Source organism: Amycolatopsis sp. CFH S0740, from assembly GCF_004522315.1.
GTDB classification, from domain to species: Bacteria; Actinomycetota; Actinomycetes; order Mycobacteriales; family Pseudonocardiaceae; genus Amycolatopsis; species Amycolatopsis nivea.
Genome location: NZ_SDLS01000005.1, coordinates 14,390 through 32,188, shown reverse-complemented (window position 1 = coordinate 32,188; position 17,799 = coordinate 14,390). Strand labels below are relative to the sequence as shown.

General features: G+C 68.4%; 17 protein-coding genes. 7 read left to right on the top strand and 10 right to left on the bottom strand.

All coding sequences use genetic code 11. The features are described from left to right. Window positions 1–76: 76 nt before the first annotated feature. The 4 genes from EIZ45_RS10740 to EIZ45_RS10725 all read left to right on the top strand — a co-directional run bounded on the left by EIZ45_RS10740 (window position 77) and on the right by EIZ45_RS10725 (window position 3,061). Window positions 77–499 (top strand): hypothetical protein, encoded by a 423-nt coding sequence (locus EIZ45_RS10740; protein WP_037810609.1) that lies wholly within the window; start codon window positions 77–79, stop codon window positions 497–499. 592 nt (window positions 500–1,091) lie between these two features. After that, window positions 1,092–1,646: a hypothetical protein gene (locus tag EIZ45_RS10735; RefSeq protein ID WP_235146610.1), complete on the top strand. Its 555-nt coding sequence runs from the start codon at window positions 1,092–1,094 to the stop codon at window positions 1,644–1,646. Window positions 1,647–2,072: 426 nt separating this feature from the next. Next, window positions 2,073–2,522: a helix-turn-helix transcriptional regulator gene (locus tag EIZ45_RS10730; RefSeq protein ID WP_043828603.1), complete on the top strand. Its 450-nt coding sequence runs from the start codon at window positions 2,073–2,075 to the stop codon at window positions 2,520–2,522. Continuing rightward, window positions 2,519–3,061: a toxin gene (locus EIZ45_RS10725; RefSeq protein WP_037810612.1), complete on the top strand. Its 543-nt coding sequence runs from the start codon at window positions 2,519–2,521 to the stop codon at window positions 3,059–3,061. Before EIZ45_RS10730 ends, EIZ45_RS10725 begins: the two co-directional genes overlap by 4 nt. Before the next feature lie 538 nt (window positions 3,062–3,599). Here EIZ45_RS10725 and EIZ45_RS10720 read toward each other — a convergent pair. Both EIZ45_RS10720 and EIZ45_RS10715 read right to left on the bottom strand, forming a co-directional pair. Beyond that, window positions 3,600–6,989, bottom strand: a complete 3,390-nt coding sequence (locus EIZ45_RS10720; protein ID WP_134667421.1) for an aminotransferase class I/II-fold pyridoxal phosphate-dependent enzyme — start codon at window positions 6,987–6,989, stop codon at window positions 3,600–3,602. A 107-nt stretch (window positions 6,990–7,096) separates the two neighbouring features. Next, window positions 7,097–8,038: an NAD-dependent epimerase/dehydratase family protein gene (locus EIZ45_RS10715; protein ID WP_134667422.1), complete on the bottom strand. Its 942-nt coding sequence runs from the start codon at window positions 8,036–8,038 to the stop codon at window positions 7,097–7,099. Window positions 8,039–8,303: 265 nt separating this feature from the next. On the opposite strand from EIZ45_RS10715, the gene EIZ45_RS10710 reads away from it, so the two are divergent. Then, window positions 8,304–9,434 (top strand): MAB_1171c family putative transporter, encoded by a 1,131-nt coding sequence (locus EIZ45_RS10710; protein ID WP_134667423.1) that lies wholly within the window; start codon window positions 8,304–8,306, stop codon window positions 9,432–9,434. Here the strand turns inward: EIZ45_RS10710 and EIZ45_RS10705 are convergent. The 5 genes from EIZ45_RS10705 to EIZ45_RS10685 form a co-directional block, all read right to left on the bottom strand. Beyond that, window positions 9,416–10,066: a hypothetical protein gene (locus EIZ45_RS10705; RefSeq protein WP_037815101.1), complete on the bottom strand. Its 651-nt coding sequence runs from the start codon at window positions 10,064–10,066 to the stop codon at window positions 9,416–9,418. The two genes, EIZ45_RS10710 and EIZ45_RS10705, sit on opposite strands and share 19 nt — an antisense overlap. Window positions 10,067–10,148: 82 nt before the next feature. Beyond that, complete coding sequence (gene trxA / locus EIZ45_RS10700; RefSeq protein ID WP_134667424.1) at window positions 10,149–10,457, bottom strand: thioredoxin; 309 nt, start codon at window positions 10,455–10,457, stop codon at window positions 10,149–10,151. Further along, on the bottom strand, window positions 10,454–10,846 hold the full coding sequence (locus EIZ45_RS10695; protein WP_037815109.1) for a MerR family transcriptional regulator: 393 nt from the start codon (window positions 10,844–10,846) through the stop codon (window positions 10,454–10,456). Before EIZ45_RS10695 ends, trxA begins: the two co-directional genes overlap by 4 nt. A gap of 29 nt (window positions 10,847–10,875) precedes the next feature. After that, window positions 10,876–12,075: an FAD-dependent monooxygenase gene (locus EIZ45_RS10690; RefSeq protein WP_134667425.1), complete on the bottom strand. Its 1,200-nt coding sequence runs from the start codon at window positions 12,073–12,075 to the stop codon at window positions 10,876–10,878. Window positions 12,076–12,159: 84 nt separating this feature from the next. After that, on the bottom strand, window positions 12,160–12,615 hold the full coding sequence (locus EIZ45_RS10685) for a MarR family winged helix-turn-helix transcriptional regulator (RefSeq protein WP_037815113.1): 456 nt from the start codon (window positions 12,613–12,615) through the stop codon (window positions 12,160–12,162). Window positions 12,616–12,670: 55 nt separating this feature from the next. On the opposite strand from EIZ45_RS10685, the gene EIZ45_RS10680 reads away from it, so the two are divergent. After that, window positions 12,671–13,486, top strand: coding sequence for a class I SAM-dependent methyltransferase (locus EIZ45_RS10680; protein ID WP_134667426.1), 816 nt, complete (start codon window positions 12,671–12,673; stop codon window positions 13,484–13,486). A 79-nt stretch (window positions 13,487–13,565) separates the two neighbouring features. Continuing rightward, a complete protein-coding gene (locus EIZ45_RS10675) occupies window positions 13,566–15,050 on the top strand; it encodes an alpha/beta hydrolase (protein WP_134667427.1) in 1,485 nt (494 codons plus the stop codon). Window positions 15,051–15,110: 60 nt separating this feature from the next. Here the strand turns inward: EIZ45_RS10675 and EIZ45_RS10670 are convergent, their stop codons facing one another. From EIZ45_RS10670 to EIZ45_RS10660, 3 genes are all read right to left on the bottom strand, one after another. Beyond that, a complete protein-coding gene (locus tag EIZ45_RS10670; RefSeq protein ID WP_037815122.1) occupies window positions 15,111–15,518 on the bottom strand; it encodes a hypothetical protein in 408 nt (135 codons plus the stop codon). A 65-nt stretch (window positions 15,519–15,583) separates the two neighbouring features. Further along, on the bottom strand, window positions 15,584–16,966 hold the full coding sequence (locus EIZ45_RS10665) for an aspartate aminotransferase family protein (RefSeq protein WP_134667428.1): 1,383 nt from the start codon (window positions 16,964–16,966) through the stop codon (window positions 15,584–15,586). Window positions 16,967–17,134: 168 nt separating this feature from the next. Next, window positions 17,135–17,620, bottom strand: a complete 486-nt coding sequence (locus EIZ45_RS10660; protein WP_134667429.1) for an Lrp/AsnC family transcriptional regulator — start codon at window positions 17,618–17,620, stop codon at window positions 17,135–17,137. Window positions 17,621–17,799: the final 179 nt, after the last annotated feature.

Sequence of the window (17,799 nt, the reverse complement as noted above, 5' to 3'; positions counted from 1 at the left end):
CCGATACCTGTCGGGAACGCGTTTCTTCCTTATATTTTCCTGGACGCTCCGGAAGGCGAGCAAAGGAGACACGGCCATGACCCAGTCGCTCGAGGTTCCGACGAAGGAATTCTGTCTCGACTGGACGATGGACGGGGCCCATGGCGGCAGGGTGCACTTCACCCTGTCCGGCCAGGTGAGCCTGTTGGACGGCAAGCGGTTCTACAAGGTCGACGGCGTGCTGTACATCGCGGACGGCAGCGCGTACTGCCGGGAGATCGGGAACCCGCGGCTGCACGTGCGGCGCAACGGCGTCGAGGAGACCGGACGGCAATGGGGCTGGGAAGCGATCAGTTCCCGCAAGAGCGCGAACCGGCTCTGCACAATGGACGGCTATTTCGTGCGCACGGGCTACTGGGCGCCCGCCGATCGCAGCATCCAACTCGGAATCGTCGCCGAACACGGGATCACCCGGCGTCGTTCGCACAGTCCGACGGCGACGATTCGACTGGTCGACTGAATGGTTCCCGGATATCGGGAGCGTTCCCCCGGTTTGTGCTTGGCGATACCCCGATTCCGGACCGGACGGCAATGAGCGTTTTCCCGATCGGCCCGGGCGGACCTGTCTGCCCGGGCTGTCCCCGGCGGAAACGCCCGGTTGCCCGCAGGCGAACTCCCGGCACCCAGTCGCACCGGACGCCGACGCGGCAAGATCGCTTGCCCGCCAACGCGAACCGTGCGAATCAGACGATCCACCGAGCGACCGCGGCGCCGAACCATCGATACCGCAACCCATCCGCGGCCGAACCCGGCGAAAGATCAACCCGGGCAACGCGTACCGGAGCCGCCAGACATTGGCCTGGACCACTCGTCGCGCCCCGCGAAACCCTGCCCCCGCAAGGCGCAACCTCCGCTCGTCGTCACCCACACGGGTAGTCCCCGGGCTCGGAGGTAAGCGAAAACACACCGGATCCCCAGGAAAAACATGAAAAACGTTGTGCGGGACACAGCGCTCGCGCGCGCGAAAGAGGACCATGAGAGGCATGCGGAACAGGACTCGGGCAGGCAGACCACCACACCCTGGTAAACGATTGCTCCGACGGCTCGGCGCCGTGCGCAACCCGCTCGTGCGACGGTCGGACCGGATCGAAGGCGTACTCGCCGGGATCGTCACGCTGCTGGCGCTCATCGCGATTCCCTTCGCGATGATGATCGGCAGCGAGGACATCGCCGCGGAGACCGCCGCGTCGGACGCGCAGCTGCAGTCGCGGCACCAGGTCACCGCCACGGTGCTGACGACGGCCGCGCAGCCGGCCGCCTCCGTCGGCGACAGCGCGCCGATCGCGAACACCGCGCGCGTGAACGCGGTCTGGAAGCCCCCGCACGGCGTGCAGCGGACCGGCGTCATCACGGTGCCCGCCGCCTCCGCGACCGAGGGCTCGACCACCGACATCTGGCTGGACGACAGCGGCAAGCAGACCACCGCCCCGCTGACGCACGCGGACGCGGTCACCAACGGCGTGCTCGTCGCGGCCTTCTGCTGGCTGTGCGCGGTCGGCGTGCTGGGCGGCGCGTTCTGGATCGCGCGGCGAGTGCTCGACCACCGGCGCGCGGCGCGGTGGGCTGACGAATGGGCGCAGTTCGCCGGTCCGGAAGCGGTTCGCTGACAGCTCTGCCAGCCACGGTGCTTGCCGGAGGTTCCGCACCGGAACACCTCCGGCGCCAGCGCGGTCGGCTGCTGGACAGGCGCGATCCGTCAGTCCGGCACCGGCCGCTGCCATCAGCTACGCACCGGCTCCCGAAGTTCCGCAGCCCGGCCAGCGGCGTAGTGCGCCGGGCCCGGAGGCAGTTCGCTGACACGTCTGCTGCCTCCGGACCCGGCCTCGGCGGACCGAGCGGGGCGACACCCCCAGCGTCGCCCCGGGCCGGTACTACGCCTGCCGCTCTTGCCCGGTTTGTGTGGCGAGTTAGCCACCAGCTATCTCGTTGAGGCACAGTCTTGTGGAGCCCTCCGGCGATTGTCAACTGTGAGCTAATCTGAGATAGTCGCCTTAGCTGAGAGCAATCAGCTGCAACTGGAGGGGCGTAGCAGCATGTCCGAAGACACTCAGCCGGCGGATGCCCGGCCCACCCTGGCCTCCAGACTCGACGACCTGTTCCGCACGGTGCGCCCGCAGGGGAGGCACTGGACGAACGCCGAGGTGGCAGCCGAACTGAAGCGGGCCACGCCGGAACTGAAGGTCGGCGCGGTGTACCTGTCTCAGCTACGCACGGGCAAACGGACCAATCCTTCTCAGGAGCTGCTGGCCGCACTGGCGAAATTCTTCGGGGTCTCCGTCGCGTACTTCTTCGACGACGAGGTGGCCGGATCGGTGCTGTCGGAGCTGGCCGCGGTGGAGGCGATGCGCCAGGCAGGCGTCCGCGCGGTCGCCATGCGCGCGGCGGGCATGCGCGAGGAAAACCTCCAGGCGATCACCACGATCATGGACCAATACCGCAAAATGCAGGGGCTGCCCCCGGTCACGGACGAAGCGGCGCGGTGACCGGAACCCCGTCCGAAGCCCCGCAGCGGCGCGAGCAGCTGCGGCGGATGCGCGACGAAGGCGCCCAGCGAATCGCCGAACTCGACCTCCCGCCGAAGTACGACCTGGCCACCCTCTGCGCCCGCCTGGGCGAAATCCGCGAACGGCCGATCACCCTCGTGCCGCTGCCGATGCCAGCGTCGCACCCGTGCGGCATGTGGGTAGCCGCACGGGGCGAGGACCTGATCTTCTTCGACGCCAACACCACCGGGGCGCACCAGGAGCACATCATCTTGCACGAGCTGGGTCACATCATCTGCTGTCATCGCGGCTCGGGTCTCCTTGACGACGAGAGCGCCCGCTCGCTGTTCCCCAACCTGGACCCGGACATCGTCCGGGACATGCTGATGCGCGCCACCTACGACGACGCACAGGAACAGGAAGCGGAGATCATCGCCTTCCTGCTGTCGGAACGCATGGGCACGCCGTCGAAACCCATCGCCGAAACCCCCAAAGCAGGGGAAAAGCCGATGGACCGCATCGAACGCTCGCTCCTCTAGCGCACCGGTACGTGAGGGCCGCCCTCACGGACGATGATTCCCTCAGGGTTCCCCTCACGACCAGCCGAAGTACGTGAGGGGCCCCTTCACGGACTTAGATTCCCTCGAGGAGCCCTTCACGGACCACCCCGCCGGGGCTCGCAGCCGTCGGCCGGGATGCCGCCCCAATGTGGCATTGGGTGCGGGGGACGCACCGAACGCCACATTGGGTGCATCTGACGCACCCAATGCCACATTGGGGCGCTAGCCCCCACCACGAACCACCCGCAGCCAGTGCACCCAACGATCGAAGCACCCAGCCACACCCTCGCAGCCGATGCACCCGACCATCAAGACACCCAACCGCAGCCGATGCACCCGCTATCGAGGCACCCAGCCCCTCCCCCGCACCCCGATACGAAGCCTCCCTGCGGGCGGTGGGTGCTTGTCAAGGCATCTTTCCCGCCTTGACAAGCACCCACCGACCGTCAGCACAATCAAGCTTCGGGGTGCCCCACGCAACCAAGGCGCGCAATGTCGCCGCCAGGCGACGAGCCGCCTACCTCAACCCACCCAACTCAGCCCCCAAAACCCCCACCGCATACCGCAGCTGATCCTCCCGATGCTCACTGGTGATGAAGAACCTCAACCGAGCCAACTCCTCATCCACCGCCGGATACAAAATCGGATCCACCACCACCCCCCTTTCGAACAACGCCGTAGCCAGTCTCAACGCGACCCGCGAACTACCCACCACACAAGGCACGATCGGCGTACCCCCAGCCACCCCAGTCGGCACCCCCGCCGCAGCAGCCAGTTCCAAGAACAACCGGGAATTCTCCCGCAACCGCACCAATCTCTCCGGCTCTTCCTTCAACACACGAAGCGCCGCAAGCGAAGCCGCAGCATTAGCCGGAGTAATCCCCACACTGTAAACAAACCCAGGCAACGAATACCGCAACCACCGCACAGTCCGAGCCGACCCAGCCAGATACCCTCCGCACCCGGCAAGCGACTTCGAAAGCGTCCCCATCCAAAGATCGACCCCGGACCGATCCACCGCGAAGTGGTCCCCAACCCCAGCCCCGCGCGGACCCATCGTCCCGATACTGTGCGCCTCGTCAACCATCAGCAACGCCCCATAGCGCCGCTTAAGCTCAATCAACGCAGGCAGATCCGCAAGATCCCCGTCCATGCTGTAAACGCCTTCAACCACAATCAGCACCCGTCGGAACCGTGACCGCGTCCGACGCAGCACGTCCTCCAGCCGGGCTGTGTCGTTGTGCGGAAACGGTTGCCGTGTGGCCCCGGACAGCGCACACCCTTGCAGAATGCTGTCGTGCGCCAGCGAATCGTGCACGATCAAATCCCCTGGCCCGACCAGATGACCGATCGCCCCGACATTCGTCGCGTGCCCGCTCACCAGGACGAGACTGTCCTCGACCCCGAGGAATGCGGCCAGCTCCGTCTCCAGGTCCCGCGACAAATCCCGGTCCCCGGCAAGCAATCGGCTGCCGGACACGGAAGTCCCGTACCGCTCGACCGCGTCGTGCACCGCCGCAGTCACCGCAGGGTGCCCGGCCAGCCCAAGGTAGTTGTAGCTGGAAAAGGACAGGTACTCCCGCCCGGACACCGACGTCGTAGCGTCCATCCGCCCCTGATGCTTGCGGAAGTACGGATTAGGCACCCCGAGATCGTCGAACTCCGTCAACCGCGCCTCGATAGCCGCGGCCTCCGGGAACTCCTCGATCGCCGCACTGGCCGGATCCCACGACGGAGCCGGAGCAGCCGGAACCGGAGAGGCAGGCGCCAAATCCGTTGCCGGAGCTAGCATCCCGGCGACCGCCCCCACCGTCAGAGACCCCGACTGCTCGACCTCCACCGGAGCCCCCGGGAACCGCTTCCGCAGCCGCGCTTCCAACTCGGTGAGCATCAACGAATCGAAGCCGAGATCGTCGACCAGCAACTGCCCGGCATACAACTCGCTGACCGGAAACGCCGTCGTCCGCGCGACTTCCTCGAGCACGATCGCCAGCACATCCCGCGCGGACGTCGTCTCCTCCGTCTCCTCGACCGGTGCCGCGGCAGCCCCGAGCGGCTCCAGCGTCTGCGCCTTGGCGAGCTTCGCGTCGTCGACCACCCAGTGCCGGCGCGGGCTGAGCGGGCTCGGCGGCAGCGTGCAGCGCGGCAGGCCGTCCGCCACCGGGCGCAGCCCCGCCCCGGTGACCGCACGCGGAGCCAGCTCGGCGGGCAGCCCGTCCTCGATCGGCTCAGCTCCCGGCGACACCACACCAGCGAACACTCCTGGCACGAGCTCGCCGCTTTGGCCGGATTCGAGCGCGACCGACGCGGCGACGAGCTTGGACACCGCGTCCGCGACGTCGTCCGCGGCCACCGCGAGCCGCTCCGGGAAGAGCGTCCGGCGGGCGAGCGTGCCCGCGACGGCGGCCAGCGGCGGGTTCTCGCTGCCGAGCGCCTCGGCCACCTCGCGGGCGTGCCTGGCGAGCCCGGCCCGGTCCCGTGCGGTGAGCAGCAGCAGCCGTGGCGTCTCGGCGGGCGGCGGTTCCTGCGCCGCTTCCTCGACGACCACGTGCACGTTCGAGCCGCCGAAGCCGAACGCGCTCACCCCGGCCCGGCGCGGTCCGTCGCTGTCCCACGGCGTGGCCTGGCCCGCCACCTGGAGCCCGGCGTCCCGCAGCGGCAGATGATCGGCCGGTTCGAAATCCGGCTGCGGCAGGATCTGTCCCTTGTGGACGGACAAAATGGACTTGATCAAACCAGCGATTCCCGCGGTGCCAAGGGAATGCCCGACGACCGACTTCGCCGCTCCGAGATACGCCGGGTTCTCCGCGCCGCGGCGCAGCTCGCTCAGCGCGCTGATCTCCACGTCGTCGCCGACCGCGGTCGCGGTGCCGTGTGCTTCCAGGTACCCGACCGACGCCGGGTCGACCCCCGCGTCCTGGTACGCCCGCCGCAGCGCCCGCAGCTGACCGGACTCCTGCGGCATCATGCCGCCCTTGACCGTGCCGTCGTTGGACAGTCCGACGCCGCGGATCACCGCGTACACCCGGTCGCCCGCCGCCCGTGCGTCCGCGAGCGGGCGCAGCACCAGGACGCCTGCCCCCTCGCCGAGCACGAATCCGTCCGCCCGGCGGTCGAACGGACGGCATTCGCCTGCGCGCGAGATCGCGCCGATCCGGCACAGGCCCACGAACAGGTCCGGGGCCAGTACCAGCTGCGCGCCGCCGGCGACGGCGATCCGGCAGCGGCCCGCGCGCAGGGCGAACACCGCGTTCGCCACCGCGGTCAGCCCGCCGGAGCAGGCCGAATCGAGCGCGTAGCTCTCTCCGTGCAGGTCGAAGACGTTGCTGATCGAACTCGGACCCATGTTGAGCAGCAGCCCGGCCATCGCGGTGGCGTGCAGGCCGCTGACCGCGGACGCCGCCTCGGCCATCGCCGGATCGCCCGCCCGGCCGAACTCGCCGCCGATCAGCTGTTTCATCCGCAGGTGCAGCGTGCTCATGTCGCGGTAGCCGCTGTCGCTGAGCGACATGATCACCGACGTGTCTTCGCGGTCGAAGCCCTCGGCTTCCCATCCCGCGTCCTGCAGCGCCTCGCGGGTCAGGTCGACCAGCAGCCGGTGCTGCGGATCGAGCGATTTGGCCCGCCGCGGCGGGATCTTGTAGTGCCCGGCGTCGAAGTCGCCGACGTCCTCCAGCAGCGCCATGCGGTCGGAGTAGACCGCGCCGCTGTCCCGGAAATCGTCGTTGTAGAACGCTTCCCGCCGCCACCGCGAATCCGGCACCCGCCGAAACTGCGGTTTGGGCTCGCTCAGCAGATCCCAGTACTCGTTGACGTTGCGCGCCCCCGGAAAACGGCATCCCATTCCGACAACGGCGATGTCCTGGCTATTTTCGGATTCTTCCCACCCAGATCTTACGGACCCCATGGCATGACTTCCTCGTGCCGATTCCCACCCAGTCGACACCGAGATTGCCCGTTCTTACCCAGTTTTTCAAGGGCATTGGGCAAGGTGCGGAGGAATGCACAGGCACCTCAACTCACGGTAGCCAAGCGATCACGCCACCAGCGCACGGTGGCCGGGAATTGATCTTTCTCGGGCGTCGGCGCAATCTCGAAAAATTCCTGTGCCGCACCGGAATCGAGGACAAACGGGCGGTCGAACTGGTAACGGACCTCCCGCAGCTCGCGCAGCATCGGCGAAACGAGCGCGGCCGCGTTCAGTAACATCGGGGAAAGCCGTTGCACAGGCACCGGAGGCACTCCCGCCGCCTCGCACAACAGCGCGACCATCACCCGGGCGGACCGCGGCGGACCAGTCGGCACGTGCCACGCCTTGCCCCACGCGTTTTCTTTCCGCGCGGCCGCGACCAGCGTGCGCGCGACATCGGAAATGTACGTCCAACTGTGCGAGGCGTCCGGATCGCCGAGTACCTGCACCTTCTGCCCGCGCAGCACGTTCGGCACCACGCGAGCGGCGAGATGGCCGCCGTCGGTCACGCCGGGGCCGAAGAAATCGGAAGCCCGCACCTCGACCGCGCGGATGCGGCCCTCGTCGTGCAATGCGTGCAGTTGTTCGGACAGCAATGCCCGGATCCGGCCCTTGGTTCCGGTGGCCGCGAGCGGCAGATTCTCGGTGAGCGGACCATCGACCGGACCGTAACCGTACAAATTCCCCAGCGACACCAGCAGCGCGTCGTTCGCCTCGGCCGCGGCACAGATCGAGGCCTGCAACGGCGGCCAATCGGCCGCCCACCGGTGATACGGCGGGCTCGCACAGCTGTAGATCGCCGTAGCGCCCTTGGTCGCTTCGGTGAGCGCGGCCTGGTCAGCGGCGTCGAGAGAGACGTGCTCCAGCCCCGGTTCGGGCTCCCGGGGCGACCGGCCGATCACCCGGACCCGTTCCCCTTGTTCAGCCAGCAGCGCGGCGGTGGCCGCCCCCGCCGGTCCGTACCCGATCACCACCTGGAGACTCATGGCGACACCCTAGCGACGGGCGCATCCCGTTGCGGCCGCTCACGACCCGGTTGCCCGCCGTTCACCGGAAGATCACCCGCGGCAGCGCTCGAGCAGGCGGCCGACACCCGGGATCCATCCGGAATTCGCCCAGGCCAGAACCAGTTTTCCGGCCCTAGTTCCGGCACTTGCGGTGGTGTATGGTCGCCGATCGTGAACAATTCCGCCAAGAGTGCCGCGCACACCGTTCCGCCCACCGGGCGCTGAGGCCGTTCCGGGGGCGCGAGTGAACACTCTGAAGATCATCTTATTCTCGCTGTCGGCGGTCTCCTCGTACGCGGCTTTGCTGTACAAGCTTTTCTCGATGCGCCGTTCGTGGCGCGACCCGGCCTACATCGTGCTGATGACGACGCTGATCCTGCAGTGCGTCACCTTCACCCTCGGCGCCCTCTCGCTCAGCATCGGCTCGCTGTTCGGGATCCCCAATCTGGCGATCTTGATCTTGCACCTGGCCGCGGTCGCGTACTGCATCAGCGCGCAGCTCCTGCTGATGCTGTGGGCGAATCCCCTGGCGGAAATCCGCACGCGGATCCGGGCGTGGATCGTTTCCGGCGCGGTGCTGTTCGTCGTGCTGACCGTGCTGTTCTTCATCGGCAACAAACCGGGCACCCCCGGCACCGCTTTCGCGGTGGGCAGCAGCGACCCGGTGATCCTCACTTACCTGCTGTTGTTCATCATTTCGCAGGCCGTGCCGTGCGTGACGATCTACCTGCAGTGCCTGCCGTACGCGCGGAGCACGTCGCGGGTGTGGCTGCGCCGGACGCTGCGGACGCTCGCGGTCGGCGCGGTCGTGCTGTTCTGCTACTGCGCCACGCGCGCGGTGAACATCGTGAGCCCGGCGCTCGGCTGGCATCTCGGCGCGTGGGCGATCGCCCCGTCGGTGTTCAGCGCGCTGGGCATCGTGATCGTGTCGTTCGGGCTGACCATGCCGTCGTGGGGCGAGCACGTCTCGTCGGTCGCCCGGTGGCAGCGCAATTACCGTTCTTATCGCGCGCTCTACCCGCTGTGGCATTCGCTGTACGAATCGTCGCCGGGAATCGCGCTGGAACCGCCGGCCGAGGGAGACACCGACCGGCGCTGGTCGGACCTGCACTACCGGCTGCATCGCCGGGTGATCGAGATCCGCGACGGCTGGCGCGCGCTGCGCCCGTACATGGACCGCGCCGACACCCCGGACAGCGACCAGGCGATGGCCGAGGCCCGCAAGATCCGCCAGGCGCTGGAGGCGAAGACCTCCGGACTGGCCCCGGCGGAGAGCCAGGACAACGGCGCGTTCGACGCCCACGACGCGAAGACGTTCGCCGCCGAGGTCGCCTGGCTCACCCAGGTGTCGGAGGCTTACGGCAAGCTGGCCTGAGCCGCTGGCCGCGGCTGCGGCTGGTCGCCCAGCAGCGTCTGGCCCTTCGTCAGCCACGCGAACCCGAACGCGAACACCGCTAGCGACTCCAGCCAGAGGGTCGGGTGCAGGGCCGCGGTGGCGGCGCTGAAGAACAGGCCGTTGACCACGATCAGCACCAGGCACGCGAGCATCACGATGCCGCACGTCCGGTAGATCGCGTTGCGCGAACGTTTGCGCTTGGTCGGCGCGCCGTCGTCCTTGGTAAACAGGAAGAGACAGAAGAACGCGAGGGTGAGGAAGAAGATCGCGGCGAATACCAGGTGCGCGATGCCGATCGCGTGCTCGGTGGGCGTCGGCGAGACCGGCTGGGTCGGGAACAGCGCGACGCCGATGCCGGCGATCGCGGCGACGTTGGCCGCGATGTCGTCGACGCGGCCGTAACCGCGATAGGCGATCAGAAAGACGCCGATCGCGCACAACGTGCCGACGAAGACGTTCCGGAGATCGCTGTAGTAATAGCCGCTCAGCGAACCGAGCAGGCCGCCGCCCTCGAGCAGTTCCTTCCCGACGATCACGACGATCGGCAGCAGGATCCCGAGCACCCCGATGGCGCGGCGAAGGAACAGGTAAGAGCGCACGAAAGCGGTCATGGCACGGCCTCCCCGAAAGTCGTGCACTCTTTGTACCTGCTCTTCTCACCCGCCCACCGGGCAAACCCGGAAGGCCACCGGTTCAGCCCAGCAGCTTGTCCAGTTCGGCGAGCAGCTTCGCCTTCGGCCGGGCGCCGACGAACGACGCGACCGGGGCACCGTCGCGGAACAGCATCAGCGTCGGCAACGCCATCACCTGGTACGCGCGCATCGTTTCGGGGTTTTCGTCGGTGTTGAGCTCGCGCACGGTGAGCCCGGGCCGTTCCGCGGAGATCTCGGCGAGCACCGGCGCGATCATCCGGCACGGCGGGCACCAGTCGGCGGTGAAATCGACCAGGACGGGCTGGTCGTGGTCCAGGACGTCGGCGGCGAAGGTGGCGTCGGTGGTCATCGGGGCTCCTCGGGTTCGGCGGTGCACGGGTCGGCCGGATGCGCGGTGGCGGCGGCGAGCTTGTCGAGCAAGGCGGCCCGGACCACGGCGAGGTCGCGCATGCAGGCCTCGACCTCGTCCAGCTTCCGCCGGTACACCTCGACCGACGCCGGGCACGCGTCGCCCGCGTCGTGGCCGGTGCGGAGGCAGTCGACGAACGGGCGGGTGTCGTCGAGGCTGAATCCGACCGTGCGCAGGGTCTGGATTTCCTTGACGAGCCGCAGGTGGTCCTCGTCGTACTCGCGATAGCCGTTGGCCGCGCGCGCCGCCGGGAGCAGGCCCTGTGCCTCGTAGAAGCGCAGGGCCCGCGTGGTGGTCCCGGTCCGCTGAGCCAGTTCGCCGATGCGCATGTCTGCGACGCTAAACGTTGTCGTCAGCGTCAAGGCAAGGCGTGCGCGCGGGGCTGGGGGTATTCGCGGTATTTGACCGCGTTCGCCGCGCGGTTGCCCATGTATTCGAAGAGGCGGCGGCCGATCGGGCCGGTCAGCTTGCGGTACATCCGGTTGCGCTTGCGCAGCTTCTCCTCGGTGGCCGGGACCAGGAAGTCGCCCGAACCGGCTCCGTTGCGCTGCCCGACGCGGGCGGGCTTGCGCAGCCGCTGCTCGTAGCGGGCGAACGCGGTCACGTGGTCGCCGCCCGCCGCGGCCAGTTCTCCGGCCAGCACCTGCGCGCCCATCATCGCGAGACCGGTGCCGGATCCGCCCGGCCCGGCGCACCAGGCGGCGTCGCCGAGCAGTACGACCCGGCCGCGCGACCAGCTGTCGAGCTTGATCTGGCCGACGGTGTCGAAGTACAGGTCAGGCGCGTCGGCGACCGCGGTGAGCAGCTGCGGGAGTTCCCATCCGGCGTCGGCGAAGACCTCGGTGACGATGTCCTTCTGCCGGGCAAGGTCGGGACGGCCGTACCCGTCCGGGTCGCCGCGGAAGGTGAGGCCGACGGTGACGGTCTCCGGGTCGCGGTGGCTGGTGACGATCGCGCCGAGACCGGGTTCGTTGTAGAGCAGGCCCGCGTGGTCGAGGTGGAGATGGTTGGGCGCGGTGAACCCGGCGACGTGGTAGCCGAGGTCGGTGCGGAATTTCGCCTCCGGGCCGAACGCGGCCGTCCGCACGCCGGAGTGGATCCCGTCCGCGCCGACGACCAGGTCGAACCGGCGCGGGGCGCCGTGGCGGAAGGTGACGTCGACGCCGTCGGAGGTCTCGGTCAGCGAGGTGACGCGGTCGCCGAAGACGTACTCGGTGTAGTCCTTGGTGTGGTCGTAGAGGACACGGGCGAGGTCGCCGCGCAGGACCTCCAGCTCGCCGTTGGTGAACCCGCTCGGCAGGGTGAAGGCGGGCTGTCCGGACGGGTCGAGCTGCACCTGCTCCCGCAGTGCGGTCTCGTGCTCCCGCAGGTCGTCGAGCAGGCCCATCGCTTCGACGAGCTTCATCTGCTCGCCGCGGAAATCGACGGCCTGCCCGCCGGGCCGCAGCTGCGGCGCGGCCTCGACGACGGTCACCGAATAGCCGTAACGGTGCAGCCAGTAGGCGGCGGACGGACCCGCGACGCTGGCGCCGGACACGAGAACTGTCTCGCTGGTCATCTCTGCTCCCCTGGGTCGGTAGGCGATGCGGCAAGACTGCGGCGCACCGCTTACCGCGCCCGCACGGAGCGCTGACGATCTCCGTCAGTCCTGCGCCAGCCGGGTGAGCATCCGGGAGAAAACGCGGCCGAGCAGCTCCAGCTCGGGGCCGCTGACCTGGTCGAAGAAATACCGGCGCACGAGTTCGCCGTGCTGTTCCCTGGCCGCCGCGACCGCCGCGCGACCGGCCTCGGTGAGCCGGACGTTCGCCCCGCGCGCGTCCTCGGTGCAGTTCTCCCGCGTGACCAGCCCGCGCTTGCACATCCGGCTCACGTGATGCGACAGCCGGCTGCGGTCCCATTCGACGGTCGCGCCGAGTTCGCGCATCCGCAGCACGCCGTCCGGTTCGTTCGCGAGCGGGACGAGGAGGGCGTAGTCGGCTCCGGAGATCCCGGCGTCGCGCTCCAGCTGCCGGTCGAGCGCGCTGCCGAGCGCCCGCTGCACGCGCTGGTAGGAACACCAGACCTCAGCCTCGCGCCGATCGGGCACCACGTCCGCCATCCGCTGATTCTACAAACAGAGGGCGGGATTTCGCGCCGGTGCGTAAGTTGGGAGAGTGACCAGGTCCGCTCAAGAAACCTTCTTTCGTGCCTTCCACGCAAGCCATCCGGCGGTTACGTCGCGCGCGTTCGGCGATGGCCGAAGCGCCGACGGACGGTCGAGTTACGAGCTTCTCCGGGACGAGATCGCTTCTCCGGGACGCGTACTGGATCTGGCTTGCGGCGACGGATTCCTGCTCGAACTCCTTGCCGCGGCGGGACATCAGGCGATCGGAGTCGACCTGTCGAGGGTGGACCTGACCCTCGCCCGGCAGCGTTCGGCAACGGTCGCGGAAGGCCTGGCACAGCAACTTCCGTTCGCGGACCACTCTTTCGATTCCTGCGTGTCGCACATGGCGTTCATGCTGATGACTGACATCGACGAGGTGGCCGCGGAACTGGCCCGCGTGCTCCGGCCGGGCGGACAGCTCTCGCTCGTCCTCAGCGGCGGGGCGGCCGAAGGCGGGGCCCGCGCCCTGTTCGGCAAGCTGCTGCGGGAAATCCTCGCCGACGTCCCGGCCGAGCAGCGATTGCCTCCGCTCGGCGACAAGCGCACCCGCACTCAGGCCGGGCTGGACGACATCCTCGTCCCGGCCGGGTTCGCTCCCGTTCAGTGGCGCACCGAGGAGATCGACTTCAGCGGTCCGCTCGATCAGGTCTGGGAGTTCGTCTCGACCGTCTACAACCTCTTCCCGCTCGGCGAACCCGCTTGCCAGGCGCTGAAAACCGCCTTTCTCTCCCAGGCTCCGGCACTGGCGCGGCCCGACGGGCTGATCCCGCTCGACTTCGCCGTGCACCTGGCCAGCACCCGGACTGTCCACAAAGGACGGTAACCCGCACTAGTGGCTCCTGTCACCTTCTGGCAAGATCGAGGGCTCCGACGTCTCCAGTTCACGCCGAAGGGGCAGGGCATTGGGTCTGGGCAGGAAACTGGCCGCCGCCACCACCGCGGTCACCGCGGCGACGGCGTTGTTCACCGCGGCACCGGCGACCGCCGCTCCCGCGGCCATCGACTGGAAACCGTGTCCTACCGGGCAAGGGGCCGAATGCGGCAAGCTCACCGTGCCGCTCGACTGGGACCGTCCCGGCGACGGCACGATCCAGCTCGCGCTCGCGCGGCGCAAGGCCACCGATCCCGCGCACCGGATCGGTTCGGTGCTCATGGATCCCGGCGGGCCGGGCGGTGCCGGCGCGGGCGAGGTGCAGAGCGGCTGGACGCTGTCGCCGAAGGTCACCGCGCAGTTCGACACGGTCGGGTTCGATCCGCGCGGGGTCGGGGAAAGCACCGCGATCCAGTGCGGGCTCGACGAGCTCACCGCGAAAAACCCGGTGCTGCCGAAGGATTCCGGCGAATTCCAGCAGCTGCTCGCGTACAACCGCGCGCTCGGGCGCAGCTGCGACCGGATCACCGGGCCACTCGCCAGCCGTTCGGACACCCGCAGCGTCGTGCGCGACATGGACGCGATCCGTGCCGCGCTCGGCGACGAAAAGCTCACCTACTACGGCGTTTCGTACGGCACGCTGATGGGCCAGCAGTACGCCGAGGCTTATCCGGACCGGGTGCGCGCGCTCGTGCTCGACAGCAACATGGACCACTCGGTCCGCAGCACCTGGGAATTCCTGAGGACGGAAACCGAGGCCACGCAAGAGTTGTTCGAGCAGTTCACCGACTGGTGCGACCGGACGACGTCGTGCGCGCTGCACGGCCAGGACGTCAGCGCGGTGGTGGCGGACCTGTACGCCCGCGCCGAACGCGGCGAGCTCGGCACCCCGGACGACCGGCTCGACCCGATGGCGTTCGTCGGGCTGATCTCGCAGAACTTCTACGGCCCCACCTGGGACAAGCTCGCGAAGAGCCTGGTCGACCTGCGCGACGGGAAACCGGCCGAGGCGTCGTTCGGCAAGGACGACATTCCCATTCCGAACCCGTTCAACAGCATCTTCTGCTCTGACTGGCGGCTGCCGGTCACCAGTTACCCGCAGCTCGACAGCTACCGGCGCGCGCTCGCCAGGGTGTCGCCCGACCTGCACTTCTCGCCGCTGGGCTGGAGCGCGGCGACGGGCTGCGCCGGCTGGCCGAGCCCGGTGCGCAACCCGCAGCATCCGCTGTCGGTCCGGGCAGGCGTGCCGCTGTTGATGCTGAACAGCCGTTACGACCCGGCCACGCCGTACAGCTGGGCGGTGCGCGCGTCGCAGCAGTCCGGTGCGCCGCTGCTCACCTACGAGGGCTGGGGCCATGGCGCGTACTTCAAGAAGAGCCAGTGCGTCATCGACGCCGCGGACGCCTTCCTGATCGACGGCACGAGCCCGGGTCGCGGCAAGCACTGCCCGGCGGTCGAGCCGAGCGTTCAGTCCAGGATGGACGGTGTGCGGCCGCCGGCCACGCAACCGTACTGAGCCAACGAAAAGCGGGGCCCCGATCGGATCAGGGCCCCGCATTTTCGTGGCTGCCGCCGCTCAGTAGTCGTCACGCCCGGTGAACTGCTGCTCCAGCAGCTCGGCCGAACCGGCGACGAGTTCGAGCGGATCGGTGAACTCGTTGAGGTCGAGGTTCAGCAGCGGCAGCGAATGCCGCAACACGAGGTGCTCGCCCATCACCACGAGCCCGCCGACCACCAGCGTCTGGCCTACCTCCGTGAGCACGGTGTGCAGATCGACCTCGTCCACGCGGGCGAACGGGGTGGCGATCTGCACCCAGTCCTCGCGCTGGTCGAAAATCTCCCTGGCGATCACCACGACCTGCGCGCGCCCCGTCGTCTCCGCGTCGTCGCCGAACAGGACCCGGATCCGGATTTCGCCCGGGTCGTCCCGGATCACCCGGTAGGTCTGCCTGATGTAGGCGACCAGGTCATTCCACTGCGCCACGCGCTTCCTCCCGTTGGTAGGCAACGAAGATCAGCGTAGCGGGACAACCCGCGCGGCAGCGGGCGTCAGAGCAATTTCCACGCTCCGGTGAGCGCCTCGCGCAGGATCTGCTCCATCTCGTCGAACTGCGGCTGGTCGCAGATCAGCGGCGGCGACAGCTGGACCACCGGCTCGGCGCGGTCGTCGGCGCGGCAGTAGAGACCGCCCTCGAACAGCGCGTTCGAGAGATAGCCGCGCAGAATGCGTTCCGATTCCTCGGCGGTGAACGTCTCCTTGGTCGCTTTGTCCTTGACGAGTTCGATGCCGTAGAAGAAACCGGTGCCGCGCACGTCGCCGACGATCGGCAGATCGGTCAGCCGGTCGAGGGTCGCCCGGAAGGCGGTTTCCTTGTCCAGCACGTGGCCGTAAAGGTTCTCGCGCTCGATGAGGTCGAGGTTGGCCAGCGCGACCGCGCACGAAACCGGGTGTCCGCCGTAGGTCGAGCCGTGCATGAAGGTCGCCTCGCCGCCGGCGAACGGCTCCATCAGGCGGTCGCTCGCGAGCACCGCGCCGAGCGGGGCGTACCCGGAGGTCAGGCCCTTGGCGGTGGTGATGATGTCCGGCTGGTAGCCGTATCGCTTGGCGGCGAAGTCGTAGCCGACCCGGCCGAAGGCGCAGATCACCTCGTCGGACACCAGCAGCACGTCGTGTTTGTCGCAAATCTCGCGGACCCGCTCGAAATAGCCGGGCGGCGGGACAAAGCAGCCGCCGGTGTTTTGCACGGGTTCCAGGAATACCGCGGCGACCGTGTCCGCGCCTTCGAATTCGATCGCCTGCTCGATTTGGTCGGCGGCCCAGCGTCCGTAAGCCTCGTAATCGTCGGCGTGCTCGGGCGCGCGGTAGAAGTTCGTGTTCGGCACCCGCAGCGTACTCGGCACAAGCGGCTCGAAATCGGCCTTCGCGCCGGGGATTCCGGTGATGGACAGCGCGCCCTGCGACGTGCCGTGATACGCGAGCGCGCGGCTGATCACCTTGTGCTTGGTGGGTTTTCCGGTCAGCTTGAAGTACTGCTTGGCGAGTTTCCACGCCGTTTCCACCGATTCGCCGCCGCTGACGGTGAAGAACACGCGATTGAGGTCGCCCGGCGACGCGGTGGCAAGGCGTTCGGCCAGTTCGAGCGCGGGCGGATGCGCGTGGCCCCACAGCGGGAAATACGCGAGCTGTTTCGTTTGCCGCGCAGCGGCTTCGGCCAGTTCCTCGCGACCGTGGCCGACCTGCACCGCGAACAGTCCGGCGAGCCCGTCAAGGTAACGCTTGCCGGTGTCGTCCCAGATGTAGGCGCCTTCGCCGCGCACGATCACCGGGAAGTGCTCGGCCTGGCTGTGCCGCGTGAAGTGCAGCCAGAGGTTGTCGTGTGCGGCGGCACCCTGGACGGTGGCGATCCCGGCGGGTTCGGCGGTCGTGGTCATGGCTCCTCGAAACGGGCCTCGAAGCTGCCGGCACGCACCGTGGCGCACCGGCCGGACTTCTCGGTTATCGCACGAGCCGAGGTCACTTGGCAAGCGGATCAGTCGTCGCTACCACCCACAACGACTAATTTCAGCAGTCTCATCGGGACAGACCTTCGGATTTCGTCGTCACCGGCGGTGCGTGCCCCACTGGTACGACTGCTTCCGCAGCTTGAGGTACACGAGCGTCTCCGCGGTGCGCACCCCGGGCAGCGTCCGGATGCGGTTGGAGATCACGTCGAGCAGCGCCTCGTCGTCGGCACAGAGCACCTCGCACAGCACGTCGAAGCGGCCGGCGCACAGCACGACGTAGTCGATCTCGTCCATTTCGGCCAGTGCGTCGGCGACCGGATCGAGCGGTCCGTCCACGGTGATCGCGACCATCGCCTGCCGGAAAAGCCCGACCTGCAAGGGATCCGACACCGCGACGATCTGGATGACGCCCGAATCGGACAGCCGCTGCACCCGCTGGCGGACCGCCGCCTCGGACAGCCCGACCGCCTTGCCGATCGTGGCGTACGGCCGCCGTCCGTCCTCTTGCAACTGGGCGATGATCTGCTTCGAAATGTCGTCGACCACCGGCGGCACCGGCCGGTTCGGGTCCTGGGTCTGCATCCCGGGATCATCTCGGGTCGACCCTCCCGCGGGCAACCGGGGGCGTGGCACATCGTCGCCCTGAGTGTCCAGATGGCCCGTCGCCCGGGGTGCCCGACAACGGATTTCGTCGTCTTTCCGACGTTGACAACGGCAAACCCGTCCTGTTCCATCCGTCGAATTCCAGCGCCGCCGACGGA